A 26,396-nucleotide genomic window follows, 5' to 3' on the forward strand; every position below is an offset into this window, starting at 1 on the left:
CCGCACGACCCGTCCCGCAGGACGCGCAGGGGCCCGCACGCCGCGGCCGCGGACCGGGGCGGCAGCCCGGCAGGCGCAGCAGCGTCGGGCCGTGATGACGACCCGTCGCTGGGTGGTCCTCGGGTCACTCGGTCTGCTCCTGGCCGTCATGCTCCTGCCGACCGGCAAGTCCTGGTACGACCAGCGGCAGCGGCTCGCGGAGCTGAACCAGCAGGTCTCTGCGCAGGAGGCCAATGTCGACACCCTCAAGCGGGAGCGGGACCTGTGGGCGACCGACGAGTACGTCGAGGCGCAGGCTCGCAAGCGACTGAAGTTCGTCATGCCGGGCGAGCGGGCCTACACGGTCATCGACCCCGACGCGGAGAGCCCAGCGGTCGACCCGCAGACCGGAGCGGTGACGGCACCGTCCACCCAGCCCTGGTACGAGCAGATCTCCTCCTCCGCGTCGTCCGCCGACAACCCCACCCCAGCGCGGTGAGGCCTGACGAGAGGGGCAACGACCTCGACCGTGTCGACCCCGTGGACCTGGAGATCGTCCACCGTCAGCTCGGGCGACCGGCTCGGGCGACCGTCGACGTGGCTCATCGCTGCCCGTGCGGGGGGCCCACCGTCCTGCGCACGGAGCCTCGACTGCCCGGCGGGACCCCCTTCCCCACGACCTTCTACGCGACCTGCCCCCGCCTGACGGGGGCGATATCCACCCTCGAGACCAGCGGGCTGATGGCGCAGATGTCGCAGCGTCTGCTCGACGACGAGGACCTGGCCGCGCGCTACCGCGCGGCCCACGAGGACTACCTGGCTCGGCGCGCCGAGCTCGGTGACGTCCCCGAGATCGAGGGCATCTCCGCCGGCGGCATGCCGACGCGCGTCAAGTGCCTGCACGTCCTCGTCGCGCACTCGCTGGCCGCAGGGCCCGGCGTCAACCCGCTCGGCGACGAGGCCCTCGACCTGCTGCCCCAGTGGTGGTGCACCAGCCCGTGCGTCAGCGCGGACGAAGGGAGCGAGCGATGAGAGTCGCCGCCATCGACTGCGGGACCAACTCGATCCGCCTGCTCATCGCGGACCTCGACGAGGCCGGTGCCGAGACCACGGCCTTGGTCGACGTCGTGCGTCGCGTCGAGGTCGTGCGTCTTGGACAGGGTGTGGACACCACCGGCTACCTGGCGCCAGAGGCGCTCGCCCGGACCCTGGACATGTGCCGTGAGTACGCGGAGCAGTGCCGTCACCACGCAGTGCCACCCGGCAATGTCCGCTTCGTCGCGACGTCGGCCTCGCGGGACGCCAGCAACGCTGACGAGTTCGTCGCCGGTGTGCGTGAGGCCTTCGGTGACCTCGACGTCGCCCCCGAGGTCGTCGCAGGGTCCGAGGAAGCGGCGCTGAGCTTCACCGGCGCCACGGGTGGGCTGCTCGCGGCCGGCTACGAGGGGCCCTACCTCGTGGCCGACATCGGCGGTGGCTCGACCGAGCTCGCGCGGGGCACCCACGAGGTCGTCGAGGGTACCTCCCTCGACATCGGCTCCGTGCGGCTCACCGAGCGGCACCACCGCTCGGACCCGCCCACCCAGGACGTGATCGACGCGGCGCGCTTCGACATCGCCGAGGCGCTGGACGAGGCCGAGGCCCAGGTCGGCCTCGGTGGCGTCACGACGATCGTCGGTCTGGCCGGGTCGGTCACCACGGTGGCGGCGCTCGCCCTCCAGCTGGACTCCTACGACCCCTCCGCGATCCACCTGGCCCACATCTCCATCGACGAGATGATGACCGCCTGCGAGCGGCTGATCCTCAGCACGCGCGCCGAGCGTGCGGCCCAGCCCTTCATGCACCCGGGTCGGGTCGACGTCATCGGCGCCGGTGCGCTCATCTGGTGGGAGATCCTCGAGCGGGCCCGTGGCGCCAACGGTCCCGACCTCGTCGTGACGGTCTCCGAGCGCGACATCCTCGACGGCATCGCGCTGTCGATCGTGCATCCTGCTGTCGTGGAGGACGAGTCCACGACGGACTGACCGTCGTCACGCCCCCGTAGTCCAACTGGCAGAGACGCGCCACTTAAAATGGCGACCGGTGCGGGTTCGAGTCCCGCCGGGGGCACGTGATGGTTTCGGCGCCGGCCCGAGAGGTAGGACCGCTGTCCGGGGGTCTGACGAGGTGGTCACACGCCGGAGCTCACGTCGGGTGTCCTCAGTCCTCGATCGTGCCCGACGGCTGTCCCGGGATCCTTCAGGAGGGCAGGTCAGGCGGGGCCGGGCGGGGTGTCGCGGCGGACGAAGGCGACGTCTGCGTCGGGGACGAGCCCGCCGTGGGGGTCGACCAGGGCGGCACGCACGCGTTCGTGGGACCCGGTGGTCAGTGGCAGCACGCGCGACCCCTGCGGCTGGGGCACGTGCGTCTCGCCCCACTGCTGCAGGGCGACCATGACCGTCTTCAGCTCCTCGCCCGCTGGCGTGAGGTCGTAGGCGTCGCGGGTGCGCTGTCCGGGCTCCTGGTAGGGCACCCTTTCGAGGACCCCCTGATCGATCAACGACGCCAACCGGGCGGTGAGGACGTCGGACGCGATGCCCAGGCGGTCGCGCAGCTGGCCGAAGGTCCGCGAGCCGAGGAAGGCCTCGCGGATGATCAGGAAGCTCCACGAGTCGCTGAGCACTCCGAGGCTGCGGATGATGGCGCACGGGTTGTCCAGCGCGCGGGCGAGGGTCGGCGACTGTCGTGGCATGTGGCCATCCTCCCTGACCTGATCGGGACGAGGCATGGACAAATGCTCGCCTCTGTGTTGGTATAACCAATTTAGCATCCCTCGCCACGACGCCCAGGAGCCACGGCATGACGCACCCCGCGACCAGCACGCTCATCGCCGCCCGGGGCGCTGCGGGCGCTCCGGGACATGCGGGTCGGGCGAGGACCTTCTGGGCTGCCGCCTCCGTGCTCGCCCTCGCCCTGTGGTCGTCCGGGGCCCCGAGCGTGCTGTACCCGATCTACGCCGCGCGGTGGGATCTGACGCCGATCGTCGTCACGTCGGTCTTCGCGACCTACCAGCTCGCGCTGATGGTCGTGCTGCCGCTCTTCGGCAACCTGTCCGACCTCATCGGGCGCCGACGGGTCATGCTTGCGGGCATCGCCCTGATCGGTGCCTCCGCGCTCGTCTTCGCCATGGCGCCCCACGTCGGCTATCTCTTCGTCGGGCGCATGCTGCAGGGCGCAGGAGCCGGCCTCGCGATGGGCGCGGCGACGGCCTCCCTCATCGAGAACAACACCAGCGGGAACCCGCGCTTCGCCAGCACCGTGGCGACGGTCGCGACGGCCGCCGGCCTGACCCTCGCGCTGGTGGTCAGCGGGATCTTCGCCGAGTACCTGCCGCTGCCCCTGGTGTGGAGCTACGTCGTCCTGCTCGCGCTCTCGGTGGTGTCCGTCATGGCCCTGCTCGCCTCACCTGACGATCGCCCGGCCGTGCGGGTCGGGTGGCGGCCCCAGGTCCCCTTCGTGCCAGCGGGGATCCGCATCGGCTTCGTCATCGCGACGCTGTCGGTCTCCCTCGCGTACAGCGTGGGCGCGATCTTCCTCTCCCTGGGCGCACACATGATCGGCCAGTTCACCAGCACGGACAACACCGCCGTGGTCGGCGTCCTCCTGGCACTGTCGGCCTTCTTCATCGGCGGCACCGGGCTCTTCCTCGCCAAGGTGCCGGCCCGCACCCTCGTGTGGTCGGGAACTGCCCTCACGCTGCTCAGCCTGGCGCTCATGGCCGCAGCCAGCGCGGTCCGGTCGCTGCCCCTCTTCGTGGCCTGGTGCGTCGTCGGCGGCATCGCCTACTCGCTGGCCTTCACCGGAGGTCTCGGCCTGATCAACCAGCTCGCCCCGCAGCGCCACCGTGGCGCGATCCTCTCCCTGCTCTACCTGATCGCGTACACCCTGCAGGCCGTGACGGCGCTCGGCGTCGGTGCGCTCGCGACCTCCGGGACGCTCGGGCTGGCCGTCGGCGTGGGTGCCCTCGGGCTGGGTGTCCTGTGCCTGGTCGTGGTGGTCCTCCTCCTCGTCCACCCTGCCCGGGCGCGGAGCACGCAGGTGGCGTCCCGGCAGGGGCAGCCGACCGGCGGGTGATCCGGGTCAGGCCTCGATCGTGCCGATCGGCATCTTCTTCTCCGCCTGGAAGGCGTCCTCGGTGCGACCGCGGGCCCAGTAGCCCGAGATCGAGATGGCCGCGCGCGGCACCTCGCGCCGCTTGAGGGCGGCGCGCACGGACTTGATCGACTCGCGCTCACCATGGGCGAAGACCTGCACGGACTCCGCCGTCAGCTCCTGCGGCCAGGCCGCCGCGTCGACGGCGCGGGCGAGGAAGTCGACGTCGGTGATGTCGGGGTTGACGAGCCAGCTGACCCGGACACCGTCCGGCGCGTCGAGCTCGAGGACGTCCTCCTCCAGCTCGACCTCGATGAGGGCGACTCCCTTCGCCTCCGTGGGGAGTGCCTCGAGCGAGGCCGCGATGGCGGGTAGCGCCGACAGGTCACCGGCGAAGAGGTGCCAGCCGACGTCGGCCCGAGGGGCGTAGCCACCACCCGGCCCCATGACGACGGCGACGTCACCCCCCTTCGCCTGCTGGGCCCAAGGGCCGGCGAAACCGACGTCTCCGTGGGTCACGACGTCCAAGGTCAGGCGCAACGCGGCCCGGTCGACGGCCCGGACGGTGTAGGTGCGGGTCACCGGCTGCTGGTCGGCCGGGAGACTCTCGCGCAGCGCTGCCAGGTCGAAGGGAGGCTCCAGCCCCAGGTCGGGGTCGACGAAGAGCAGCTTCACGTAGGCGTCCGTCGACTCCTGAGCGCCGAAGTCCGCCAAGGACTCGCCCGTGAGGACGAGGCGCACGAGGTGCGGGCCGAGGCGCTCGGTGGACTCGACGGTGAGCACGCGCTGCGGGCGCGGCTTCCGGGGGGAGGGAGGCATGGGGGTCCGATCACTCGAGGTCCGGCGGCTCGTGGCCGGGGAAGGTTGTGGTCTAAACCAAGGATACCCTTACCTGATCCCGGGGTGGTGGTCGCCCCCGGTTGTCGGGCGCCCGGTCGGGGGGCGGTGTCCACCGCCCGGTGATCCGTGCCACGATGCTGAGCATGCAGATCGCAGACCACATCACGGACCTGATCGGCAACACGCCGCTGGTCAAGCTCTCCTCCGTCGTCCCCGCTGAGTCCGGCCTCGTCGCAGCCAAGGTCGAGTACCTGAACCCCGGCGGCAGCGTCAAGGACCGGATCGCCCGCAAGCTCATCGACGCGGCCGAGGCCTCCGGCGAGCTCAAGCCGGGTGGCACCATCGTCGAACCGACCTCCGGAAACACCGGCGTCGGTCTGGCGCTCGTCGCGCAGGCGCGCGGCTACCGCTGCATCTTCGTCTGCCCGGACAAGGTCGGCAAGGACAAGATCGACGTGCTGCGCGCCTACGGCGCCGAGGTGCAGGTCGTCCCGACGTCCGTCGCGCCGGACCACCCCGACAGCTACTACTCCGTGAGCGACCGCCTCACGCAGGAGATCGACGGGGCGTGGAAGCCCAACCAGTTCTTCAACCTGGGCGGCCCGCAGGCGCACTACGAGAGCACCGGCCCGGAGATCTGGGAGCAGACCGACGGCGAGATCACCCACCTCGTCGCCGGGATCGGGACCGGTGGCACGATCACCGGCACCGGGCGCTACCTCAAGGAGATCTCGCAGGGTCGCGTCAAGATCATCGGAGCCGACCCCGAGGGTTCGGTGTACTCCGGCGGGACCGGTCGCCCGTACCTCGTCGAGGGAGTCGGCGAGGACATGTGGCCCGGCGCCTACGACCCGTCGGTGCCCGACGAGGTCATCGCCGTCAACGACGCCGACGCCTTCGCGATGACGCGTCGGCTCGCCCGCGAGGAGGGCCTGCTCGTCGGCGGCTCGAGCGGGATGGCCGTCGTCGCGGCGCTGCAGATCGCCGAGCGCGAGGGACCCGACGCAAAGATCGTCGTCCTCCTGCCCGACGGTGGCCGGGGCTACCTGGGCAAGATCTTCGACGACGACTGGATGGCGTCCTACGGATTCCTCCCCGGCGACGAAGGGAGCGAGTCCAGCGTCGGAGATGTGTTGCGCGGCAAGGGCGGCGAGCTGCCTTCGCTGGTCCACACCCACCCCAACGAGACCATCCGCGAGGCCATCGACATCCTGCGCGAGTACGGCGTCTCGCAGATGCCCGTCGTCGGCGCGGAGCCCCCGGTCGTCATCGGCGAGGTCGCCGGAGCGGTCAACGAGCGTGATCTGCTCACCGCAGTCTTCGAGGGGCACGCCTCCCTCGCCGACCCGGTGAGCGCGCACATGGGCGCCAAGCTGCCGCAGATCGGTGCCGTCGAGCCCGTCGGTGCGGCCACCGAGGCGCTCGAGCACGCGGATGCGCTCCTCGTCGTCGAGGGTGGCAAGCCACTGGGCGTCATCACCCGGCAGGACCTGCTGGGCCACCTGTCCAACCGAGCGAAGGGCTGACCATGGGAGAGCACAAGAGCGCGGCGGACGCCCGCTCGAGCCAAGGATTTTCCACCCGCGCCATTCACGCGGGCTACGAGCCGGACCCGCTGACCGGCGCGGTCAACGTGCCGATCTACGCGAGCTCGACCTTCGCGCAGGACGGCGTGGGCGGCATGCGCAGCGGCTTCGAGTACGCCCGCACCGGTAACCCGACCCGTCGGGCACTCGAGGCCAACGCGGCCTCGATCGAGTCGGGCACCTACGGTCGTGCCTTCGCCTCCGGCATGGCGGCGACGGACGCGATCCTGAGGGCCTCCCTTCGTCCCGGGGACCACCTGGTCATCCCCGACGACGCCTACGGGGGCACCTTCCGCCTCATCGACAAGGTCTTCGCCGAGTGGGGCATCGAGCACACGCCGGCCCCGGTCGGTGACGTCGACGCGATCCGCGCGGCGATCCGGCCCAACACCAAGCTCGTCTGGCTCGAGACGCCGACCAACCCGCTGCTCAACATCGGCGACATCAGCGCGAGCGCCGAGGTGGCGCGTGCTGCCGGTGCCCGCCTGGTCGTGGACAACACCTTCGCCAGCCCCTACCTGCAGCAGCCGCTGACCCTGGGCGCCGACGTCGTGGTGCACTCGAGCACCAAGTACCTCGGTGGGCACAGTGATGTCGTCGGTGGGCTCCTCGTGACCGACGACGAGGAGATCGACGCTCAGGTCGCCTTCCTGCAGAACGGATCGGGTGGCGTGCCCGGACCCTTCGACGCGTATCTGACCATGCGGGGGATCAAGACCCTCGGCGTGCGCATGGACCGTCACTGCGACAACGCCGAGGCCGTCGTCGACATGCTGTCGGCCCGGTCCGAGATCACCACGGTGCTCTACCCCGGGCTGCCCGAGCACCCCGGCCACGACGTCGCCGCCCGGCAGATGTCGCGCTTCGGCGGGATGATCTCGGTCCGTCTGGCTGGTGGTCGCGAGGCCGCCCAGCAGCTGTGCGCCCGTACCGAGGTCTTCACCCTCGCCGAGTCCCTCGGTGGGATCGAGTCGCTCATCGAGCACCCGGGGGCGATGACCCACGCGTCGACCGCCGGCTCGATGCTCGAGGTCCCCGACGACCTGGTGCGTCTGTCCGTCGGTATCGAGGACTGCTCGGACATCCTCGCCGACCTCGAGCAGGCGCTCGACGGGCTGGCCTGAGGCTCCTCCCGCTCGCTGACCGGGCACGTCGACCGGCCCCGTACCGCCTCTGGTGGTGCGGGGCCGGTCGACGTCTGTGGATGGCGGGAACACCGAGCGTCCCCCGAGCGCTTAGTCTGGTGACAGTCGGCGGCGACCTGGCCGCGCCAGCCCCTCACCAGGAGCAGACATGAGCAACCCGATCCTCGACCGGGTCGAGAAGGACGCGCAGCGTGGCTACGCGGGTTTCCGCGACACCGGCGCCCCTCAGCAGGGCTACAGCCAGCCCCAGGCGGGGTACGGCCAGCAGGGCTACGCGCCCCAGCAGGGCGGCTACGGTCAGGCACCTGCCGGCTACGGCCAGCAGCCCTACGGCCAGGCGCCGGCCGGCTACGGCCAGCAGCCGCAGCCCGGCTACGGCCAGCCCGGTCCCGGTAGCGGCTTCGGTGGCGACGGTGGTGGTGGTCGCGCGATCACCCTCGACGACGTCCTGATGCGCACCGGTGCGCTCTTCGCCGTGATGCTCGCGGTCGCCGCGGTCGGCTGGGGACTCTCGGCGATGGTCCCGGCACTCGGCAGCATCATGCTGATGGTCGGCCTCGTCGGCACCATCGGCATGAGCCTGTTCATGATGTTCCGTCGCAAGCCGGTGGGCGCCGTCGTCGCCGTCCTCTACGCGGTCCTCGAGGGTGCCTTGGTGGGCCCGATCAGCGGGTTCTACCACGCGATCTACGACGCGCCCGGAACGAGCGTCTTCGAGTCGATCGTCACCCAGGCGATCCTGGCCACCCTGTGCGTCTTCGGCGCGATGCTCGTCCTCTACCGCACCGGTGTCATCAAGGTGACGGCGAAGTTCCGCGCGATCGTCAGCATGATGATCGTCGGCTACTTCGTCTTCTCCCTGATCAACCTCGGCTACATGATGTTCTTCGACGGCTCGCCCTTCGGCTTCGGCGGCACCGGCTGGTTGGGCATCGCCATCTCCGTCTTCGGCACCGGCCTCGCGGCGGTCACCCTTGCGCTCGACTTCGACGCGATCGACACCGCGATCCGGACGAGCGCTCCGGTCAGCTATGGGTGGCACCTGGCCATCGGTCTGCTGGTCACCCTCGTGTGGCTCTACCTCGAGCTGCTGCGCCTGCTGGCCCGGCTCCGCTCGGATTGATCCCGGACGACATCGCGACGGAGCTCGGCCGCGCGGTCCGCAGGTGGCAGCAGCTGCCGCTGGACCGCGCGGCCGACGCGCTTCCCGGGGTCCTCGCGCTGTGCGCCGATCTGGCGGGTGAGCCCCTCCCGGATCTCGGCCCCGGGGTCGCGATGGATCAGCTGCGGGTGGTCGTCTTCGACATCTGCCGGGGCGAAGGGAGCCCCCCGCACCTCGCGCAGCGGCTCGCCGAGCTCCGCCTGACCTGGACCTGAGTGACCCCGGGTGGAGGTGAACGCGCCGACGAATCGCCCACGCGTTCACCTTCAATCGCCTTGGTGCCGGCCGCTCAGAGGTCGGTGACCTCGTGCTCCCCGCGCCGGCGCAGCATCGCCCACGGTCCGCGTGGCCCGGCGCGACGTCCGCTGACCTCTGCCGGACCCACCTCGGTGCCGGGGGAGGCTGCGGCGCGCTCGGCCGCGTCGTCCAGCGCGCCGATGCCCTCGCCCAGCTGGGCCTCCGGCTCGGTGTCCTTCTCCGCTCCCTCCGGCCAGGCGTCGACCTCGGCCGCGACAGATGGCAGCAGTGCGGACGCGACCCTCGCATAGCCAGCAGGGGAGGGGTGGAAGCGGTCCTGGCTGAACATGATCTTGGGGCTGGCGGCGAACTCCGGCCCGAGCAGGTCGGCCAGCGACACCGTGCGCGCCCCGGCCTCGACGGCGGCGACCGTCTGGGCGGTGGCGAGCTCTCGGCTCCACTGCCGCAGCAGCTTGTTGAGGGGGAAGGGGATCGGCTCGACCGTGCCGAGGTCGGGGCAGGTGCCGACGACGACGGGGATGTCGAGGGTGCGCAGGTAGCGCACCGTCCGCTGCAGGTGCTGGACGGAGATCGCCCGGTCGATCTTGTGGGTGACGTCGTTGGCGCCGACGAGGATGACTGCGACATCGGGGGCGTCCACGCGGGCGAGGGCCCGCGACAGCTGCGCGGTCAGGTCCGAGGACTCGGCGCCGACGACCGCTTCGTTGGTCAGCTCCACGGGTCGGCCCATGATGGCGGCGAGCCCGGTGGACAGGATCGCGCCGATCGTCTGGTACCGGTTGTCCGCGCCCATCCCGGCCGCCGTCGAGTCCCCGAGGACGAGGAGCTGGACCGGGTCGCCCGGTGCAGCGCCGTAGACGCCGTCGTCGTCAGGCGCCCCGTCGAAGGGGTTGCCCACGATGCGCCGGGTGATCTTGGCCTCGGCCTGGATGAGCCCGTAGCCCAGCCCGGCGAGGGTGGCGCCCGCGGCCGCGGTACCCGCCGCGCCCAGCGCGGCGCGTCCCAGCGCGCGTCCCAGCTCTGCCATGGCTCTCCCTCGTGTTGGCCCTGCTGTCGCCCAACCTTGTCATCCCTGCGGGACAATGCCAACGAGCGCTCGGACCGGACCGCCACGTGGGTACGGTCGGCGCAAGACGTTGCTGCCCGACCGAGGACGATGATGACCGAGTACCCGCACCTCTTCACGCCCCTGGACCTGGGGTTCACCACCCTGCGCAACCGGACGATCATGGGGTCGATGCACACCGGGTTGGAGGACCGGTCGAGCAACTTCGAGCGGCTGGCCGCCTTCTACGCCGAGCGGGCGAAGGGGGGCGCCGGCCTGATCGTCACCGGTGGTTTCGCGCCCAACGTCGAAGGCACCCTCTACCCCTTCGCCTCCAAGCTGACGACCCGCCGCGAGGCGCGCCACCACCGGGAGGTCACGGACGCGGTCCACCGCGAAGGGGGCAAGATCGCCCTCCAGATCCTCCACGCGGGGCGCTACTCGTACCACCCGTACTCCGTCTCGGCCGCCAGCGGCAAGTCGCCGATCACCCCCTTCGCCGCTCGGGGGTTGAGCGAGAAGGGAGTGCGCCGGCAGATCCGTGCCTTCGCCCGGGCCGCCGAGCTGGCCCGGTCGGCGGGCTACGACGGCGTCGAGGTGATGGGCTCCGAGGGCTACTTCATCAACCAGTTCCTCGCGCCGAGGACCAACACGCGCACCGACGGGTGGGGCGGCACTCCCGCCAACCGTCGGCGCATCGCGACCGAGATCGTGCGTGCGGTGCGGGCTGCCGTCGGGGAGGACTTCATCGTCGTCTACCGCCTGTCGGTCCTCGACCTCGTCGAGGGCGGTCAGACCTGGGAGGAGATCCTCGCGCTGGCCACGGAGATCGAGGCAGCGGGCGCGACGATCCTGTCCACGGGGATCGGCTGGCACGAGGCCCGCGTCCCGACCATCGTCACGTCGGTGCCGCGGATGGCCTTCACCGAGGTCGCCGAGCGGCTGCGCCCGCACGTGAGCATCCCCGTGGTGACGAGCAACCGGATCAACATGCCCGACCAGGCCGAGCAGGCCCTGGCCGGTGGCCAGGCCGACCTCGTGCAGATGGCGCGGCCGTGGCTGGCGGACCCGCAGTGGGGGACCAAGGCGGCGGCAGGGCAGGGCGATCGGATCAACACCTGCATCGCCTGCAACCAGGCCTGCCTGGACCACACCTTCCAGCGGAAGGTGGCCTCCTGCCTGGTCAACCCGCGTGCCGGCCACGAGACGAAGCTGGTCCTCTCACCCACCACCCGACGCAAGCGGGTGGCCGTCGTCGGAGCCGGGCCCGCTGGGCTGTCCGCCGCGGTCTCTGCCGCGGAGCGTGGCCACGAGGTCGAGCTCTTCGAGGCCGGTCAGGACATCGGCGGGCAGTTCGCCCTCGCCATGCGCATCCCCGGCAAGGAGGAGTTCGCCGAGACCGTCCGCTACTACCGTGGCGAGCTCGACCGTCGTGGCGTCACCCTGCACCTGGGCACCCGGGTCGGCGTCGACGACCTCGCTGGCTTCGACGAGGTCGTGCTCGCGACCGGGGTCACCCCGCGCGTGCCCGAGATCGAAGGCATCGACCACCCGATGGTCCTCACGTACCCCGAGGCCGTCCTCGGCACCCGCGAGGTGGGCGAACGAGTCGCCGTCATCGGCGCCGGCGGCATCGGCGTCGACATCACCGAGCTGCTGACGACCGTGGAGTCGCCGACCCTGGACATCAAGGAGTGGCAGGACGAGTGGGGCGTCGACCCGACCTCAGCCGAGCGGGGTGGTCTCAAGGACGCGCACCCCGCGCGGTCGCCGCGCACCGTCTACCTCGTCCAGCGCAAGGAGAGCAAGATCGGGGCCGGGCTGGGCAAGACCACCGGCTGGGTCCACCGCGCTGCGATCAAGGCCAAGGGCGTCCACCAGATCACCGGCGCCTCGTACGAGCGGATCGACGACGAGGGGCTGCACATCACCGTGGACGGCAAGGCCAAGACCCTCTCCGTCGACAACATCGTCGTGTGCACCGGGCAGGAGTCCGTGCGTGATCTCGTCGAGCCGCTCCAGGCGAAGGGGGTCGCCGTCCACGTCATCGGTGGCGCCGACGTGGCGGCCGAGCTCGACGCGAAGCGGGCGATCCGACAGGGGACGGAGCTGGCGGTGGCGCTGTGATGCGGCGCGTGATCACCGTGCTCATCGCCCTTTTCCTGCTGGCCGGGTGCGGCTCAGGGGGCAACCAACCGGCGCAGAAGTCTGTCGACGAGCGAGGCATGCGCACCGACCTCGACCCGTTGACGCGACGGTTCCCCGCGATCGGGGACCCGGCGTCCGCGCACTGGCAGTCGGGGACCTATGGCGACGACCGGGTTCCCGGGCCGTCGACCCGCTGGATCGACGCTGTCGTCGAGCTCGACCCCGAGGTCGCCAACCGATTGCGGCTCGACACCGGGCCTCCCACCGGGACCCGGCCGGATCTCGTACCAGACATCGACGCGCAGGTGCCCGACCTCCGACTGGCCCCTGTCACCGGGTTCGGCCACGGTGACGGCGTCGCGACGGGATGGTCCGTGCAGGGGTGGCTCGTCGAGGGCAGCGACACCCTGGTCCTGTCTGCGCAGGGGCAGTGACCCTGACCGGTCACACCCGGTCACACCGGTCAATCGGTCAGGTCGGCGGGGCGATGTCCTGCTGGGCCGGGAGCTGGTCCTGCCGCAGGATGCCCACCTGACAGGTCAGTCCGGTGGGCCCGTGGTTGCAGTACCCGCCGGGGTTCTTGTGCAGGTACTGCTGGTGGTAGTCCTCGGCGTACCAGAAGGGCCCGACCTCGTCGGCCGGGCGCATCTCCGTGGCGACCGGCGGCAGCTGGTGGCGCTTCAGCTCCTCGCCGAAGCTGGCCGCCGTCGCCTCGACGGCTGCCCGCTGCGCATCGGTCGTCCAGTAGATCGCCGAGCGGTACTGCGTGCCCATGTCGTTGCCCTGACGGTTGGGCGTCGTCGGGTCGTGGTTCTCCCAGAAGGACTTGAGCAGCAGCTCCGGGTGCGTCTGCTGCGGGTCGTAGGCGACGAGCACGCTCTCGGTGTGCCCGCTCTTGCCGCTGCAGGTCTCCTCGTAGGTGGGGTTGGGCGTGAAGCCGCCCATGTAGCCCGCGGCCGTCGTCACGACACCCGGCAGCTGCCAGAAGATCCGCTCGGCACCCCAGAAGCAGCCCATCGCGACGTACATGACCTCGGTGCCCTCGGGCCACGGACCCTCGAGCGGGGTGCCGAGCACCTCGTGCCGCTCAGGCAGGTCGAAGGGACGCTGCTCACGACCGGGCAGTGCGCTCTCGGCGGTGGGCATGGGGGGCAGTTGGCGACCGAACATGCCTCCAGTCTCTCAGCCACGTGGCGAAGGGGGGAGTCCTCCCCATCGTGGAGGGTGGCCTGACGTCTCTAGGCTGTGGACAAGACCACGAAGGAGGACGGCACATGCCCCAGCACATCAGTCACGGCGCGGACGTCGAGCAGCTCGACGACATCGCCGTCCGGCTGTGGCGTCAGGGCGAGCGGATCGCCGACGCCGGAGAGCGGGGGGTCCGCCTGCTGGAGACCTTGCGGGTGGCGTGGGACGGCCCCGACTTCGAGGAGTTCGTCGGCAAGTGGCGTGCCGCCCACAGAGGCATCGACGACGCCCAGGTCGCGCTGCGCAGCCACAGCCGCAAGCTCCTCGACGAGTCGGACGCGCAGCGTCGGGTCTCCGGTCTGTCCTCCGGTCAGGGTGGCAGTCACGCAGGCGGCGGGGACGGGGGAGCGGCCGTGGACCGGGTGGTGCCGGCGAAGCACGGTGCGATCTTCTGGGACTGGCTGCACCTCCCGGTGACGGGCTCCCCCTTCGTCGCGGACATGGCGCCCGTGCTCCCGGCACTGCCCGGGGCGGAGGACGTGGCACTGCCCACGGCGGGCAGCCCGGCGCTCGAGCGGTCGCTCCCGTGGGCTGCAGACCAGATGCCTGGTGAGGGGGGCGAGCTTCCGGGCTCCACGGCCAGCGCACCCACGCAGGTGCCGACGAGCGAGGGCGCGCACCTGACCACGACGACCGACTCCGCAGGGCAGCGCAGCGTCGCCTTCGACCCGACGATCCCGGCACTCAGTGGCGGGTACGCGAAGGGCGGTCACGACCAGTGGTCGTGACCGCCCCCGTGCCGAGCGTGTCTCAGGCGGAGTAGGGCTTCGCCGAGAGGATCTTGACCTCGATGATCTTGCCGTTGGGTGCCTCGTAGGTGGCGGTCTCGCCGACCTTCTTGCCGTTGATGCCGCGGCCGACGGGCGACTGCTCCGAGTACACCTGGATGGTGTCGCTGCCGTCAGCGATCTCGCGCGAGCCGAGGAGGAAGGTCTCTTCCTCGTCGAACATCTCGACGGTCACGACCATGCCGGGCTCGACGACACCGTCGTCCGGCGGGGCCTCGCCGACGACCGAGGTGTCGAGGATCTGCTTGAGCTGGCGGATGCGGGCCTCCATCTTGCCCTGCTCCTCCTTGGCGGCGTGGTAGCCGCCGTTCTCCTTGAGGTCGCCCTCCTCGCGGGCGTCCTCGATGCGCTTGGCGATCTCGACACGACCCGGGCCCGAGAGCTCGCGCAACTCGGCCTGGAGCCGGTCGAAGGCCTCCTGGGTCAGGTACGACGCGTTGGACGCAGTCTGGGTCACGGGAACTCCCTTGCTTCAGGTCGTGCAGGACCGTGAATCGATCCCCCACAGACGGTGAACCGCGGCGCACCCGGTTCACCCGGTGATGCACAAAGGTCTGGACCCAGCGGTCCAGACCCACGGTTGCGTGTAAGTACCCAGTATAACGCGCCCCAGCCGCAGACGCAGGTGTCAGTCCACCGCAGCGCAGTCCGCCACCGTGGCGGTCACGGCCGTCGTCGTCGTGCGCACAGCCGAACGCACGCGCGTGGTGCTCTCCTCGCTCGCGGGCACGGACTGCCTCTTGGTGCCCACCCGTGCGTAGTTGCCGTCCATCGCGGTCACGGTGCACGTCAACGCCGTGCCCGTGGGGCGGGTGACGTCGAAGATCATCACGATCTCGCGCTCACCATTTCGCTCGAACCCGATGTCGGTGCTCGTCACCGCACCCTGAGTGGCCGACACGCCGTACCAGATCGTCATGGCCGCCGCCACGGCGACGAGGAGGCCACCGATGCCCCACCACAGGCGCCGCCCGCGATCGGGATGCGCTTCTGCCTGCGCCTCCTCGCGCTCCGGGTCCCAGTCGGGTTCGGTCTGCGGGGCACCGGACGTCATGACTGCTCCTGAGGCGTTGGGGGAGTGTGGCCGGCTGTCGTCGAGGACCCAGCGAGCGGTGAGAGGATGGACTCCATTGTCCGTGACACCAGACCGCGGCGGCACACCGGGCCGCGTGGCGCACCCCTCCCCGGGAGGACCCAGCAGTGGAAGCACTCAGGCTCATGGCCGTCCATGCCCACCCCGACGACGAGTCGAGCAAGGGCGCAGCGACGACGGCCCGATACGTCGACGAAGGCGCGGAGGTCCTCGTCGTGACCTGCACCGGCGGGGAGCGCGGGGACGTGCTCAACCCCGGGCTCAAGGACGACCCGCACATCCAGCGGGACATCGTGCAGGTGCGACGTGAGGAGATGGCCAAGGCGGCCGCCTTCCTCGGCGTGCAGCACACGTGGCTGGGCTTCGTCGACTCCGGTCTCCCGGAGGGGGACCCGTTGCCTCCTCTGCCGGCCGGGTGCTTCTACCTCGAGCCGCTCGAGGTGGCCACGGAGGCCCTGGTGCGGGAGATCCGCCGCTTCCGTCCGCACGTCGTCACCACCTATGACGAGAACGGTGGCTACCCGCACCCGGACCACATCATGACCAACCGGATCTCCGAGGCGGCCTTCGCCGCGGCAGGTGACCCCGACGCCTACCCCCACGCGGGCGAGCCGTGGCAGCCGCTGAAGCTCTACTACATCGGCGGTTTCAGCATCGAGCGGATCCGCACCTTCCACGAGGCGCTCGTCGCCCAGGGTGCGGACTCTCCCTTCGAGTCATGGATGGAGCGCGCGGGCAGCCGGCCGCAGCGTCAGCTCACCACGTGGGTGCCGTGCTCGGACTACTTCGACGCGCGCGACAACGCCCTGCGCTCGCACGCCACCCAGATCGACCCCAACGGCTTCTTCTTCGCGGTGTCCAACGACGTCCAGGCCGACCTCTGGCCGACCGAGGAGTACGAGCTCGCGGTGAGCCATGTGCCGACGCAGGAGCGCGAGGACGACCTCTTCGCCGGGATCCCGTCGAGCCTTGCCGAGGCCGATGCCCTGGCCCTTGGCACCGGTGGGGCCGAGCCCGTCCTGGACCGCCGGGTCGAGCCGACCGTCAAGGAGTGGAAGTGAACACACCCAGCAGCGAGGTCAGCCCCGGACTGTGGGCCTTTGCCGCCTTCTTCGTCCTCGCCATCGCCCTGTGGCTGCTCATGCGCAACATGTTCGTGCGGCTGCGTCGGATGAACCTCGCCGAGCGCGTCGAGCAGGAGCGGCAGCGCGAGGAGGAGCGAGCCCGTGAGGAGATGGCCGAGCGGGCCCGGGAGATCGACGACGCAGGCAGGCCGGAGTCAGGCGGAGTTGGCGATGGGCCCGAAGAGGGCCAGGGTCGCCGCGACGAAGTGTGAGATGAAGGCCAGGATCGTCAGCGCGTGGAAGATCTCGTGGAAGCCGAACCAGCGCGGTGACGGGTTGGGCCGCTTGAACCCGTAGACGATCGCGCCTGCCGTGTAGAGCGCGCCGCCGGCGATGACGAAGGCCAGGATGGTCCACCCGCCGTGGGTCAGCAGCGGCTGGATGTAGAAGACGGCGACGAAGCCGAGCGCGACGTAGACCGGCACGTACAGCCAGCGCGGCGCGCCGATCCACAGGACGCGGAAGAGCACGCCCATGATGGCGCCGCTCCAGACGATGACGAGCAGGGTCACGGCCTGCGTGCGCGGCAGCATCAGCGCGAAGGGGGTGTAGCTCCCGGCGATGATGAGGAAGATGTTGGCGTGGTCCCACCGCCGCAGGGCGCCGCCCATCTTGGCTCCCCACTTGCCGCGGTGGTAGACGGCCGAGGTGCCGAAGAGCAGTCCGGCGGTGATGGTGAAGACCATCGCCGCGATCCGGCCGTTCTGCGTCGGCGCCGTGGAGGTCAGGATCAGCCCGCCGATGAGGGCCAGCGGGGCCATCACGAGGTGAAGCCAGCCGCGCAGGTGGGGCTTGACCGCGTCGACGAAGGCGTCGACGTGCTCGCCGACCTCGTTGGCCAGCTCCTTCATCTCTGCGCGCGGGGACTCCATACATCGACGGTAACCTACGCACCCGTAGGTTGGCCATGTCGTGGAGCACGTCGATGCCCTGGCCGGAGCCGGTGACGGCCCGGCGGTAGGTTGGGCGCACTGACCTCGCCCGAAGGGACACCCGCGAGTGCGCAACCCGCTCTACACCGCCTACGAGCGCCGGCTCGTCCGCCAGCTCGACCCCCACTCGGTGCCGCGACACGTGGGCATGATCGTCGACGGCAACCGCCGCTTCGCCAAGGCTCGCGGGGCCAACGCCGACGACGGTCACCGGGCCGGCGCGGCCAACGTGGGCAGCTTCCTCGAGTGGTGCGAGGACGCCGGAGTCGAGGTCGTCACCCTCTGGCTGCTCTCGACCGACAACCTGACCCGACCGCCGCAGGAGCTGGACCCGCTGCTGCGGATCATCGAGGGTCTGATCGCCGACCTCGCCTCTGCAGGACGGTGGCAGCTCCACGCCGCCGGAGCGCTCGACATGCTCCCCGTGCAGACGGCAGCCGCGCTGCGGCGGGCCGAGGAGGAGACGTCCGGGGTCGACGGGCTCATCGTCAACGTCGCGGTCGGTTACGGCGGACGCCAGGAGATCGCCGATGCCGTGCGCTCGCTGCTGCGCACCCGCGCCGCAGAGGGGGCAAGTCTCGACGAGGTCGCGCAGGAGCTGACCGTCGAGGACATCAGCGGTCACCTCTACACCAAGGGCCAGCCCGACCCGGACCTCGTCATCCGGACGTCGGGGGAGCAGCGACTCTCCGGCTTCCTGCTGTGGCAGTCGGCGCACAGCGAGTACTACTTCTGCGAGGTGTACTGGCCCGAGTTCCGTCGGGTCGACTTCTTGCGGGCGCTGCGCGCCTACGCCGACCGGCACCGCCGCTTCGGCTCCTGACCCTCCCTTCGCAGCCGACCAACCCCGCCTGCCCCCCTCCTGCATTGCCATAGGGGAATGCAGACCGCAGCAGGCCGAACCACCCCGCCCGGCCCTCCTTCCTGCATTGCCATAGGGGAATGCAGACCGCAGCAGGCCGAACCACCCCGCCCGGCCCYCCTTCCTGCATTGCCATAGGGGAATGCAGACCGCAGCAGGCCGAACCACCCCGGTCCCCGCCGCTCGCTTTCCCTTCTCCACCTCGTCCTGCTCGTGGTCGACCTGACACGCGGCGGGTGCGCGCAGGGGAGTGGCGAAGGGGGTTGGAGTGACGGATGTGACGGGTGAGGGTTGCGAGGGCGTGAACATCGCGACGCCCGGCCCGACACGCCCGCGGGTTGGCGTGCGTGTCGGCCGACCGGTCCTACGTTGATCGGGACGAACTGCACACGGCAGGACGTCCGGGAGGCCCTCAGCCATGGAGCTCACGCTCAGGAGAAGGGGCCGGACCCGGCCTCGGCTCCAACCGACGGCCCCGTCCCGGCACCAGCACCGAGAGTAGGCGCGCACGCGCCATCCGGCGCGGCGCCCGTGGAGGAGATCGACGTGGACGACCTGATGACCCAGACCGTCAACCTCTCTGGCACGCAGCCCGACGGCGCGCCCGACCCCGTGAACCTCCCGCCCCAGGACGAGGGGCCACGCACCTACGTCCTCGACACGTCGGTGCTGCTGTCCGACCCACGCGCGATGCTGCGCTTCAAGGAGCACGAGGTCGTCCTGCCCGTCGTGGTCGTGACCGAGCTCGAGGGCAAGCGTCACCACCCGGAGCTGGGGTACTTCGCGCGGACGGCCCTGCGTCACCTCGACGACCTGCGCATCTCGGCAGGTCGTCTTGATGCTCCGGTCTCCGTCGGGGACGACGGGGGGACCGTGCGCATCGAGCTCAACCACACGGATCCACGCTCGTTGCCGTCCGGATTCCAGCTGGGGGACAACGACACCCGCATCCTGGCGGTCGCCAAGAACCTCTCTCTCGAGGGCGCCGACGTCACGGTTGTCTCCAAGGACCTGCCGATGCGGGTCAAGGCGTCGGCGGTGGGCATCGACGCACAGGAGTTCCGGCACGAGCAGCGTCCGTCCGACTCGGGTTGGACCGGCATGGCCGAGGTGGACATGACCGCCGAGGACGTCGACCACCTCTACGAGACGGGTCGCGTCGAGCACCTGGCCTCCGCCGAGATGCCCTGCCACACCGGCCTGAAGATCCTCTCGCCCAACGGCAGTGCCCTGGGTCGGGTCGGTGCTGACAAGCAGGTGCGTCTGGTGCGCGGGGACCGCGACGCCTTCGGACTGCACGGCCGCTCTGCCGAGCAGCGGATCGCCCTGGACCTGCTCCTCGACCCCGACGTGGGGATCGTCAGCCTCGGAGGTCGGGCCGGCACCGGCAAGAGTGCCCTGGCGATGTGCGCGGGCCTCGAGGCCGTGATGGAGCGCCGCCAGCACCGCAAGGTCATCGTCTTCCGACCGCTCTACGCCGTCGGTGGGCAGGAGCTCGGCTACCTGCCCGGCAGCGAGTCCGAGAAGATGGGCCCCTGGGCGCAGGCGGTGCACGACACCCTCGGCGCCGTGGTCTCCACGGAGGTCGTCGAGGAGATCCTCGACCGCGACATGCTCGAGGTCCTGCCCCTGACGCACATCCGCGGCCGCAGCCTCCATGACGCCTTCGTCATCGTCGACGAGGCGCAGAGCCTGGAGCGCAATGTCCTGCTGACCGTGATGTCGCGGATCGGGCAGAACTCCAAGATCGTCCTCACCCACGACGTCGCCCAGCGCGACAACCTGCGGGTGGGCCGGCACGACGGTGTCGCCGCTGTCATCGAGACGCTCAAGGGTCATCCCCTCTTCGCCCACGTCACGCTCACCCGCAGCGAGCGCAGCCCCATCGCCGCGCTGGTGACCGACCTGCTGGAGGGCCTCGAGGTCTGAGCCGTGGGGAGAAGGGAGGTCCCGCACGATCACGTGCGGGACCTCCCTTCGTCCTGTGCGTGGTTGTCCACAGCCTTTTTGCGCGCGAGTGGAGGTGTCCGTTAAGGTCTCGAACAGATAACGGCCGGACGTTCCCCCTGATCGCGTCCGGCACACCGACAGCCACTCCTCGTGAGTGGCTGTCTCACGGAAGGAGCTGGTGTCGTGCGCTCGTCGAACTACACGCCCAGACACGGCACCGCTGCGTCCGCAGAGGCGTCCAGCACGAGCAAGGCCACCACCAGCAAGCGCGCGGCAGTGCGCGCTGCCGTCCGTCGGCCCATCGTCGGTGGAGCCCTCGCCGTGGCCATGCTCGGCTCCGTGGGTGCGAGTGTCGCCATCGGTGAGCCGTCCGACTCCAGCGGAGTCGCCGCCATGAGCCTCCCGACGCCGGCAACCGAGGCTGCCGTCGCCGACGGCAACCAGGCCGACACCGCCCGCCTGGCGCAGGACCGCCGGGAGAGCAATGTCTCGCGCAGCGCCTCGCGTGAGCAGGACCGCCTCGCCGTCGCCGAGCGCCAGAAGAAGGCGGCCGCCAAGAAGGCAGCTGCCGCGAAGGCAGCCGCAGCGAAGAAGAAGGCCGCCGCCAAGCAGAAGCGCGCTGCAGAGAAGGCCAAGCCGATCTCGGAGCGCGAGTTCACCGACGCCGAGATCAAGCAGATCCAGGCCGACCCCGCCCCCTACGGCAAGCAGCTGCTGGGCGAGTACGGCTGGGGCGAGGGCGAGTGGTCCTGCCTCATGAGCCTGTGGATCGGCGAGAGCGACTGGCGCTGGGATGCGACCAACAGCTCCTCCGGCGCCTACGGCATCCCGCAGTCCCTCCCCGCGAGCAAGATGGCCACGGCCGGTGCCGACTGGAAGACCAACCCGGTCACCCAGATGCAGTGGGGCATGGACTACATCAAGACCTCCTACGGCACCCCGTGCGGCGCCAAGGCCTTCTGGGACGGCAACAACCCGCACTGGTACTGAGCCTCACCGCTCCTTGGTCCCCATGTTCCGCGTGGGCGGATGGGCCCCGGTGTGAGGGCGATCGAAGGGTAGTGACGGCACACATCAGGCCGAGGTCCGTCACGACCACGTGAGTGATTCGACGGACGAAGGGACTTCGGCGGGTGCCGTTGTTGCCCTTCGACCGCCCGCGGCAAGGTCGCCCGCGGCAACGTCGCCGCGCCAGACGACGATCGTCGGTCAGAGCTTGCGCAGGCGGATGCGGCGGACCTGGTGGTCGGCGCCCTTCGTCAGCACGAGCGTGGCGCGACCACGTGTCGGCAGGACGTTGTCGAGCAGGTTGGGCTCGTTGATCGTCTCGAAGATGTGCAGCGCGCGGGCCTCGGCCTGCTCGTCGGTGAGGCCGGCGTAGCGGTGGAAGTAGGACTGCGGGTCGGCGAAGGCCGTCTTGCGCAGACGCAGGAAACGGTCGACGTACCAGCGGCGGATGTCCTGGAGGTTGGCGTCGACGTAGACGGAGAAGTCGAAGAAGTCGCTGACTGCGAGCCCGGTGCGGCCATCGCTGCGTGTGCCGGGAGGCTGCAGGACATTGAGCCCCTCGACGATGAGCACATCGGGCTGACGCACGACGATCCGCTCGTCAGGGACGATGTCGTAGGTCAGGTGGGAGTAGACCGGGGCGGTCACCTCGGGCTGGCCGGCCTTGACCGCTGACATGAAGCGCAGCAGCGCGCGTCGGTCATAGGACTCCGGGAATCCCTTGCGCTGCAACAGCCCTCGCCGCTCGAGCTCGGCATTGGGCAGGAGGAACCCGTCAGTGGTGACGAGGTCGACCTTGGGGGTGTCGGGCCAGCGCTGCATGAGCTCGCGCAGGATCCGGGCGGTGGTCGACTTGCCGACCGCCACCGACCCGGCGACACCGATGACGAAGGGGGCCTTGGGCGGGCGCTCGCCGAGGAAGGTCGAGGTGATGCGGTGCAGCCGCGTCGTACCTGAGACGTAGAAGGTCAGCAGCCGCGACAACGGGAGGTAGACCTCCTGCACCTCCTCGAGGTCGATCGGGTCGCTCAGACCACGCAACCTGACCAGGTCGCTCTCGTCGAGGTTGAGGGGATGATTTTCCCTCAGGTGCGCCCACGCCTGTCGATCCAGCTCGACGAAGGGGGACGGGAGACTCGTCGTGGCGGCGGTGGACACGCGCCCATTGTGTCCCACCTTTTCAACAGAGGGTGCCCCGGCGGATAGCCTGTCGCTCATGTGCGGAATCGTTGGATACGTCGGGCCCGACACGGGTGCCCGTCCCTTGGACGTTGTCATGGAAGGCCTCGCGCGCCTTGAGTACCGCGGATATGACTCCGCGGGCATCGCGCTCGTCACCGGTGACGAGGTCTTCACCGAGAAGCGAGCGGGCAAGCTGGAGAACCTCCGGGCGGCCCTCGAGGGAGAGCAGGTCCCCTCGGCCGCGACCGGCATCGGGCACACCCGCTGGGCCACGCACGGTGGCCCGACCGACCAGAACGCGCACCCGCACCGCGGTGGGTCCGACGGCAAGCTCGCCGTGGTCCACAACGGCATCGTCGAGAACTTCCACCAGCTCAAGCAGGAGCTGCTCGCGCAGGGCGTCGGCTTCACCTCCGAGACCGACACCGAGGTGGCTGCCCAGCTGCTGTCCGCGGCCTTCGCGGAGACCGGTGACCTCGCCGAGGCGATGCGCGCGGTCGTCAACCGCCTCGAGGGTGCCTTCACCCTCCTCGCGGTGCACGCCGACCAGCCGGACACCGTCGTGGCCGCCCGCCGCAACAGCCCGTTGGTCGTCGGCCTGGGTGACGGCGAGAACTTCCTCGGATCCGACGTCGCTGCCTTCATCGGCTACACCAAGAAGGCCGTCGAGCTCGGTCAGGACCAGATCGTCACGATCACCCCGACGACCCACACGGTGATGAACTTCGACGGCACGCCCGCCGAGGGCACGCCCTACGAGGTCACCTGGGACGCCGCGGCCGCAGAGAAGGGTGGCTACGACACCTTCATGGAGAAGGAGATCAACGACCAGCCGCACGCGGTCGGCGACACCCTCCTGGGCCGCACGGACGCCGACGGCCGACTCGTCCTGGACGAGCTGCGCATCGACGAGGACCAGCTCAAGGACATCGACCGGATCACCATCGTGGCGTGCGGTACCGCTGCCTACGCCGGCATGGTCGCCAAGTACGCCATCGAGCACTGGACCCGCATCCCCGTCGAGGTCGCCCTCGCGCACGAGTTCCGCTACTGCGACCCGATCGTCTCCGACCGCACCCTGGTCGTCTCGGTCAGCCAGTCCGGTGAGACCGCTGACACGGCGATGGCCGTACGGCATGCCCGTTCCCTCGGGGCGCTGACGGTCTCGGTCTGCAACACCCACGGTGCGACCATCCCCCGCGAGTCCGACGCCGTGCTCTACACGCACGCCGGTCCGGAGATTGCCGTCGCCTCCACCAAGGCCTTCGTCGCGCAGATCACCGCCTGCTACGTGCTGGGCCTCTACCTCGCGCAGCTGCGGGGCGAGACCTACGCCGACGACGCCAAGGCCGTCATGGCCGAGCTGCACGAGGTGCCGGCCAAGATCGAGTCCCTGCTCGGCGAGATGGACCGGGTCAAGGAGATCGCCCGCTTCATGGCCGACACCCGCGCGGTCCTCTTCCTGGGCCGCCACGTCGGCTACCCCATCGCGATGGAGGGTGCGCTGAAGCTCAAGGAGCTCGCCTACATCCACGCCGAGGGCTTCGCCGCCGGCGAGCTCAAGCACGGCCCGATCGCGCTCATCGAGCCCGGCCAGCCGGTCTTCGTCGTCGTGCCCGGGCCCGACACCCCCAACGACCTGCACAAGAAGGTCGTCTCCAACATCCAGGAGATCCGCGCTCGCGGTGCCCGAACCCTCGTCATCGCGCAGGAAGGCGACGAGGAGGTCACCCCCTTCGCCGACGAGGTCATCCGGGTGCCGCACACGTCGCCGCTGCTGCAGCCGCTCCTGACCGTCGTGCCGTTGCAGGTCTTCGCCCTGCACCTGTCGACGGCCAAGGGCCTGGACGTCGACCAGCCGCGCAACCTCGCCAAGTCCGTCACCGTCGAGTGATCCGGTGATCGTCGGGGTCGGCGTCGACATCGTCGACATCGCTCGGCTGGGGGAGCGGCTCGAGCGCACCCCGGCCCTGCTCGGTCGTGTCTTCACCGAGAGTGAGCGCGGCCTGCCGCTGCGTTCGCTCGCGGCGCGCTTCGCGGCGAAGGAGGCCGTGGGCAAGGCGCTGTGCACCCCCGGTGATCTGCCGTGGCAGGGCGTCGAGGTGACCAACGGCGAGCACGGCGAGCCGGTCCTGGTCATCTCCGGGACCGTCGCGGCTCGGGCAGAGTCGATGGGCGTGGCCCGGATGCACATCTCGCTCAGCCATGACGGGGGCATCGCGACCGCCTTCGTCGTCGCCGAGTCCGCCTGACCTTCCCTTCCGTGCACACACTGTGGCTGGCCACAGGATCGATGGTCGGCCACAGCACGAGCTGTGGCCGACCATCGCAGGTGTAGCCAGCCGCAGTTTGTGTGTTCGGGGTCGGGCGCGTTGCCTGACGAAGGGGGAGGGGTAGCGTCGCGAGCATGATCACCGGCTACTCCGTGGAGACCATCCGTCAGGCCGAGGCGGCTCTGCCCGAGCTCCTCGAGAGTGGCGAGCTCATGCAGCGCGCGGCCCGAGGCGTCGCCCGCGTGGCGGCCGCCCGCATGCGCGAGCGCGGAGCCCGCACCGTGACCGCGCTGGTCGGGCCGGGCAACAACGGCGCCGACACCCTCTTCGCCATCGCCAGGCTGGCCAAGCGGGGCTTCGTCTCGACCGCCGTGTGCGTCGACCCCAGTGCCTCCGAGGTGCAGACGCAGGCTGCCGAGCTGGCCCGCGGCCGAGGCGTCGTCGTGCTCGACGGCGACAGCCGCGAGGCCATCACCGCCATCCACCGGGCGGAGGTGGTCCTCGACGGCATCACGGGCATCGGCGGGAGGCCGGGACTGCCCCCCTTCGCCCGGCCATGGGTGGACGCGATCAGGGACCGGACCTGGGTGATCTCCGTGGACACCCCGAGCGGGCAGCCGGTCGATGGAGGTGAGGCGCTCGCCGACGCGGTCTTCGCGGACGAGACCGTCACCTTCGGTGCGCCCAAGCCCGTGCACCTGCTGCCGCCCACCGAGACGGCATGCGGCCTGCTCACCGTCATCGACATCGGTCTCGACCTGTCCGAGGCGACACCCGCCGTGCTGCGCCTGACGCCCGACGACATCGCGTCGCGGTGGCCGGTCCCGACCACGGACGACGACAAGTACTCCCGGGGCGTCCTGGGCATCATCGCGGGTGGCGAGGAGTACAGCGGTGCAGCGATCCTCACGACCACCGCGGCGGTGACGGCCGGCGTGGGCATGGTGCGCTACATCGGGACGCCGACCCCGACCGGTCTGGTCCGCGCGGCCGTCCCCGAGGCGGTGCACGGCGAAGGGCGGGTCCAGGCCTGGGTCATCGGTCCCGGCCTCGACATCACGTCCACGACGAAGGGAGCCGACGCCCAGCTCTCCGCCGCCCGGGCGGCCCTCGACTCGGACCTGCCGGTCCTCGTCGACGCCGGTGGGCTCGACCTCCTCGAGGGATCTCGCAGCGCGCCGACCCTGCTGACACCGCACGCGGGGGAGTGCGCACGTCTGCTCACCCGGCTCCGCGGCCGTACGACCGAGCTGACCCGTGAAGAGGTCGAGGGTGCGCCCCTGGAGCACGCGAGGATGCTCGCCGAGCTCACCGGGGCGACGGTGCTGCTCAAGGGGGCCACGACGCTCGTGGTCGGGTCCGACGGGCCGGTCCACGTCCAGGACGACGCGCCGACCTGGCTGGCGACGGCCGGATCGGGCGACGTGCTCGCCGGTCTGGCGGGCGCGCTGCTCGCCGGTGGCCTCGACCCGGCGACCGCGGGGTCGATGGCTGCGCTCGTCCACGGTCGGGCGGCGGACCTGGCCAACCCGGGGGGCCCGGTCAGGGCACTGGACCTCGCCCACGCTCTCGGGCGCACCGTCGCGGCACTGCTGCGCGACACCGACTGACGCCAGCCCGCACGGCCTCAAGGAGATGCGCA

Annotated in this window: 27 protein-coding genes and 1 tRNA gene; 20 read left to right on the top strand and 8 right to left on the bottom strand. The window is 70.5% G+C overall.

The window, feature by feature from the left end:
- Nucleotides 1-94 precede the first annotated feature (94 nt).
- From ASG73_RS07500 to ASG73_RS07515, 4 genes are all read left to right on the top strand, one after another.
- Nucleotides 95-478 carry an FtsB family cell division protein gene (locus tag ASG73_RS07500; RefSeq protein ID WP_055993157.1) on the top strand — a complete coding sequence of 128 codons (384 nt, stop codon included), beginning with the start codon at nt 95-97 and terminating at the stop codon, nt 476-478.
- Nucleotides 475-1,011 (top strand): DUF501 domain-containing protein, encoded by a 537-nt coding sequence (locus ASG73_RS07505; RefSeq protein ID WP_055993158.1) that lies wholly within the window; start codon nt 475-477, stop codon nt 1,009-1,011. The genes ASG73_RS07500 and ASG73_RS07505 overlap by 4 nt, the downstream gene beginning before the upstream one ends.
- Nucleotides 1,008-2,003 carry a Ppx/GppA phosphatase family protein gene (locus tag ASG73_RS07510; protein WP_055993160.1) on the top strand — a complete coding sequence of 332 codons (996 nt, stop codon included), beginning with the start codon at nt 1,008-1,010 and terminating at the stop codon, nt 2,001-2,003. The genes ASG73_RS07505 and ASG73_RS07510 overlap by 4 nt, the downstream gene beginning before the upstream one ends.
- A 10-nt stretch (nt 2,004-2,013) precedes the next feature.
- Nucleotides 2,014-2,088, top strand: a tRNA-Leu gene (locus tag ASG73_RS07515).
- A 142-nt stretch (nt 2,089-2,230) separates the two neighbouring features.
- Here the strand turns inward: ASG73_RS07515 and ASG73_RS07520 are convergent.
- Nucleotides 2,231-2,710, bottom strand: a complete 480-nt coding sequence (locus ASG73_RS07520) for a winged helix-turn-helix transcriptional regulator (protein ID WP_055993162.1) — start codon at nt 2,708-2,710, stop codon at nt 2,231-2,233.
- Between the two features lie 107 nt (nt 2,711-2,817).
- Between ASG73_RS07520 and ASG73_RS07525 the strand changes: the two genes are divergently transcribed.
- Nucleotides 2,818-4,092 (top strand): MFS transporter, encoded by a 1,275-nt coding sequence (locus ASG73_RS07525; RefSeq protein WP_235499389.1) that lies wholly within the window; start codon nt 2,818-2,820, stop codon nt 4,090-4,092.
- Between the two features lie 6 nt (nt 4,093-4,098).
- Here the strand turns inward: ASG73_RS07525 and ASG73_RS07530 are convergent, their stop codons facing one another.
- Complete coding sequence (locus ASG73_RS07530; protein ID WP_055993164.1) at nt 4,099-4,929, bottom strand: siderophore-interacting protein; 831 nt, start codon at nt 4,927-4,929, stop codon at nt 4,099-4,101.
- A 164-nt stretch (nt 4,930-5,093) separates the two neighbouring features.
- On the opposite strand from ASG73_RS07530, the gene ASG73_RS07535 reads away from it, so the two are divergent.
- The 4 genes from ASG73_RS07535 (at nt 5,094) to ASG73_RS07550 (ending at nt 9,058) form a co-directional block, all read left to right on the top strand.
- The gene (locus tag ASG73_RS07535; RefSeq protein ID WP_055994407.1) at nt 5,094-6,476 is read left to right on the top strand and encodes a cystathionine beta-synthase; all 1,383 of its coding nucleotides are present in this window, start codon (nt 5,094-5,096) and stop codon (nt 6,474-6,476) included.
- Between the two features lie 2 nt (nt 6,477-6,478).
- Nucleotides 6,479-7,660 (top strand): cystathionine gamma-synthase, encoded by a 1,182-nt coding sequence (locus ASG73_RS07540; RefSeq protein WP_055993166.1) that lies wholly within the window; start codon nt 6,479-6,481, stop codon nt 7,658-7,660.
- Between the two features lie 169 nt (nt 7,661-7,829).
- Entirely contained in the window at nt 7,830-8,804 is a 975-nt protein-coding gene (locus ASG73_RS07545) for a Bax inhibitor-1/YccA family protein (protein ID WP_055993168.1), read from the top strand.
- Nucleotides 8,801-9,058, top strand: a complete 258-nt coding sequence (locus ASG73_RS07550; RefSeq protein ID WP_055993170.1) for a hypothetical protein — start codon at nt 8,801-8,803, stop codon at nt 9,056-9,058. Before ASG73_RS07545 ends, ASG73_RS07550 begins: the two co-directional genes overlap by 4 nt.
- A gap of 74 nt (nt 9,059-9,132) precedes the next feature.
- Here ASG73_RS07550 and ASG73_RS07555 read toward each other — a convergent pair whose 3' ends face one another.
- Complete coding sequence (locus ASG73_RS07555) at nt 9,133-10,128, bottom strand: SGNH/GDSL hydrolase family protein (protein WP_055993172.1); 996 nt, start codon at nt 10,126-10,128, stop codon at nt 9,133-9,135.
- Nucleotides 10,129-10,260: 132 nt separating this feature from the next.
- Here ASG73_RS07555 and ASG73_RS07560 point away from each other — a divergent pair, with 132 nt between their 5' ends.
- Complete coding sequence (locus ASG73_RS07560) at nt 10,261-12,273, top strand: NADPH-dependent 2,4-dienoyl-CoA reductase (RefSeq protein WP_055993174.1); 2,013 nt, start codon at nt 10,261-10,263, stop codon at nt 12,271-12,273.
- A gap of 8 nt (nt 12,274-12,281) precedes the next feature.
- Complete coding sequence (locus ASG73_RS07565; protein ID WP_156466195.1) at nt 12,282-12,728, top strand: hypothetical protein; 447 nt, start codon at nt 12,282-12,284, stop codon at nt 12,726-12,728.
- Between the two features lie 37 nt (nt 12,729-12,765).
- Here ASG73_RS07565 and msrA read toward each other — a convergent pair whose 3' ends face one another.
- Nucleotides 12,766-13,464, bottom strand: a complete 699-nt coding sequence (msrA, locus tag ASG73_RS07570) for a peptide-methionine (S)-S-oxide reductase MsrA (RefSeq protein WP_055993178.1) — start codon at nt 13,462-13,464, stop codon at nt 12,766-12,768.
- A gap of 104 nt (nt 13,465-13,568) precedes the next feature.
- On the opposite strand from msrA, the gene ASG73_RS07575 reads away from it, so the two are divergent.
- The gene (locus ASG73_RS07575) at nt 13,569-14,270 is read left to right on the top strand and encodes a WXG100 family type VII secretion target (RefSeq protein WP_055993180.1); all 702 of its coding nucleotides are present in this window, start codon (nt 13,569-13,571) and stop codon (nt 14,268-14,270) included.
- Nucleotides 14,271-14,292: 22 nt separating this feature from the next.
- Here ASG73_RS07575 and greA read toward each other — a convergent pair whose 3' ends face one another.
- Nucleotides 14,293-14,787 (bottom strand): transcription elongation factor GreA, encoded by a 495-nt coding sequence (gene greA / locus ASG73_RS07580; protein WP_055993182.1) that lies wholly within the window; start codon nt 14,785-14,787, stop codon nt 14,293-14,295.
- 171 nt (nt 14,788-14,958) lie between these two features.
- Nucleotides 14,959-15,384 carry a DUF4307 domain-containing protein gene (locus tag ASG73_RS07585; RefSeq protein ID WP_055993183.1) on the bottom strand — a complete coding sequence of 142 codons (426 nt, stop codon included), beginning with the start codon at nt 15,382-15,384 and terminating at the stop codon, nt 14,959-14,961.
- A 164-nt stretch (nt 15,385-15,548) separates the two neighbouring features.
- On the opposite strand from ASG73_RS07585, the gene mca reads away from it, so the two are divergent.
- The gene (gene mca, locus ASG73_RS07590; RefSeq protein ID WP_055993185.1) at nt 15,549-16,484 is read left to right on the top strand and encodes a mycothiol conjugate amidase Mca; all 936 of its coding nucleotides are present in this window, start codon (nt 15,549-15,551) and stop codon (nt 16,482-16,484) included.
- The gene (locus tag ASG73_RS07595; protein WP_055993187.1) at nt 16,481-16,759 is read left to right on the top strand and encodes a hypothetical protein; all 279 of its coding nucleotides are present in this window, start codon (nt 16,481-16,483) and stop codon (nt 16,757-16,759) included. The genes mca and ASG73_RS07595 overlap by 4 nt, the downstream gene beginning before the upstream one ends.
- Here ASG73_RS07595 and trhA read toward each other — a convergent pair.
- Nucleotides 16,703-17,419 carry a PAQR family membrane homeostasis protein TrhA gene (gene trhA / locus ASG73_RS07600; protein WP_055993189.1) on the bottom strand — a complete coding sequence of 239 codons (717 nt, stop codon included), beginning with the start codon at nt 17,417-17,419 and terminating at the stop codon, nt 16,703-16,705. The two genes, ASG73_RS07595 and trhA, sit on opposite strands and share 57 nt — an antisense overlap.
- Before the next feature lie 127 nt (nt 17,420-17,546).
- Here trhA and ASG73_RS07605 point away from each other — a divergent pair, with 127 nt between their 5' ends.
- The 3 genes from ASG73_RS07605 to ASG73_RS07615 all read left to right on the top strand — a co-directional run bounded on the left by ASG73_RS07605 (nt 17,547) and on the right by ASG73_RS07615 (nt 21,281).
- A complete protein-coding gene (locus ASG73_RS07605) occupies nt 17,547-18,302 on the top strand; it encodes an isoprenyl transferase (protein WP_055993191.1) in 756 nt (251 codons plus the stop codon).
- 729 nt (nt 18,303-19,031) lie between these two features.
- Complete coding sequence (locus ASG73_RS07610; protein WP_235499420.1) at nt 19,032-20,270, top strand: PhoH family protein; 1,239 nt, start codon at nt 19,032-19,034, stop codon at nt 20,268-20,270.
- Nucleotides 20,271-20,474: 204 nt separating this feature from the next.
- Nucleotides 20,475-21,281 carry a hypothetical protein gene (locus tag ASG73_RS07615; protein WP_055993193.1) on the top strand — a complete coding sequence of 269 codons (807 nt, stop codon included), beginning with the start codon at nt 20,475-20,477 and terminating at the stop codon, nt 21,279-21,281.
- 219 nt (nt 21,282-21,500) lie between these two features.
- Here the strand turns inward: ASG73_RS07615 and coaA are convergent, their stop codons facing one another.
- Nucleotides 21,501-22,457, bottom strand: coding sequence for a type I pantothenate kinase (gene coaA, locus ASG73_RS07620; RefSeq protein ID WP_055993195.1), 957 nt, complete (start codon nt 22,455-22,457; stop codon nt 21,501-21,503).
- 58 nt (nt 22,458-22,515) lie between these two features.
- Between coaA and glmS the strand changes: the two genes are divergently transcribed.
- The 3 genes from glmS to ASG73_RS07635 all read left to right on the top strand — a co-directional run bounded on the left by glmS (nt 22,516) and on the right by ASG73_RS07635 (nt 26,364).
- Entirely contained in the window at nt 22,516-24,375 is a 1,860-nt protein-coding gene (gene glmS, locus ASG73_RS07625) for a glutamine--fructose-6-phosphate transaminase (isomerizing) (RefSeq protein ID WP_055993197.1), read from the top strand.
- Nucleotides 24,376-24,379: 4 nt separating this feature from the next.
- The gene (locus ASG73_RS07630; RefSeq protein ID WP_055993199.1) at nt 24,380-24,733 is read left to right on the top strand and encodes a holo-ACP synthase; all 354 of its coding nucleotides are present in this window, start codon (nt 24,380-24,382) and stop codon (nt 24,731-24,733) included.
- Between the two features lie 155 nt (nt 24,734-24,888).
- Nucleotides 24,889-26,364: a bifunctional ADP-dependent NAD(P)H-hydrate dehydratase/NAD(P)H-hydrate epimerase gene (locus ASG73_RS07635; RefSeq protein WP_055993201.1), complete on the top strand. Its 1,476-nt coding sequence runs from the start codon at nt 24,889-24,891 to the stop codon at nt 26,362-26,364.
- Nucleotides 26,365-26,396: the final 32 nt, after the last annotated feature.

The organism is Janibacter sp. Soil728 (genome assembly GCF_001428305.1).
In the GTDB taxonomy this organism is placed as follows: Bacteria; Actinomycetota; Actinomycetes; order Actinomycetales; family Dermatophilaceae; genus Janibacter.

Excerpts from the sequence above, each read along its gene's own strand:
- ASG73_RS07500 (WP_055993157.1), top strand. The coding sequence starts at position 95 with ATGACGACCCGTCGCTGGGTGGTCCTCGGGTCACTCGGTCTGCTCCTG.
- ASG73_RS07510 (WP_055993160.1), top strand. The coding sequence starts at position 1,008 with ATGAGAGTCGCCGCCATCGACTGCGGGACCAACTCGATCCGCCTGCTC.
- ASG73_RS07520 (WP_055993162.1), bottom strand. The coding sequence starts at position 2,710 with ATGCCACGACAGTCGCCGACCCTCGCCCGCGCGCTGGACAACCCGTGC.
- ASG73_RS07525 (WP_235499389.1), top strand. The coding sequence starts at position 2,818 with ATGACGCACCCCGCGACCAGCACGCTCATCGCCGCCCGGGGCGCTGCG.
- ASG73_RS07530 (WP_055993164.1), bottom strand. The coding sequence starts at position 4,929 with ATGCCTCCCTCCCCCCGGAAGCCGCGCCCGCAGCGCGTGCTCACCGTC.
- ASG73_RS07535 (WP_055994407.1), top strand. The coding sequence starts at position 5,094 with ATGCAGATCGCAGACCACATCACGGACCTGATCGGCAACACGCCGCTG.
- ASG73_RS07540 (WP_055993166.1), top strand. The coding sequence starts at position 6,479 with ATGGGAGAGCACAAGAGCGCGGCGGACGCCCGCTCGAGCCAAGGATTT.
- ASG73_RS07545 (WP_055993168.1), top strand. The coding sequence starts at position 7,830 with ATGAGCAACCCGATCCTCGACCGGGTCGAGAAGGACGCGCAGCGTGGC.
- ASG73_RS07555 (WP_055993172.1), bottom strand. The coding sequence starts at position 10,128 with ATGGCAGAGCTGGGACGCGCGCTGGGACGCGCCGCGCTGGGCGCGGCG.
- ASG73_RS07560 (WP_055993174.1), top strand. The coding sequence starts at position 10,261 with ATGACCGAGTACCCGCACCTCTTCACGCCCCTGGACCTGGGGTTCACC.
- msrA (WP_055993178.1), bottom strand. The coding sequence starts at position 13,464 with ATGTTCGGTCGCCAACTGCCCCCCATGCCCACCGCCGAGAGCGCACTG.
- ASG73_RS07575 (WP_055993180.1), top strand. The coding sequence starts at position 13,569 with ATGCCCCAGCACATCAGTCACGGCGCGGACGTCGAGCAGCTCGACGAC.
- ASG73_RS07585 (WP_055993183.1), bottom strand. The coding sequence starts at position 15,384 with ATGACGTCCGGTGCCCCGCAGACCGAACCCGACTGGGACCCGGAGCGC.
- mca (WP_055993185.1), top strand. The coding sequence starts at position 15,549 with ATGGCCGTCCATGCCCACCCCGACGACGAGTCGAGCAAGGGCGCAGCG.
- trhA (WP_055993189.1), bottom strand. The coding sequence starts at position 17,419 with ATGGAGTCCCCGCGCGCAGAGATGAAGGAGCTGGCCAACGAGGTCGGC.
- ASG73_RS07610 (WP_235499420.1), top strand. The coding sequence starts at position 19,032 with ATGCTGCGCTTCAAGGAGCACGAGGTCGTCCTGCCCGTCGTGGTCGTG.
- glmS (WP_055993197.1), top strand. The coding sequence starts at position 22,516 with ATGTGCGGAATCGTTGGATACGTCGGGCCCGACACGGGTGCCCGTCCC.
- ASG73_RS07635 (WP_055993201.1), top strand. The coding sequence starts at position 24,889 with ATGATCACCGGCTACTCCGTGGAGACCATCCGTCAGGCCGAGGCGGCT.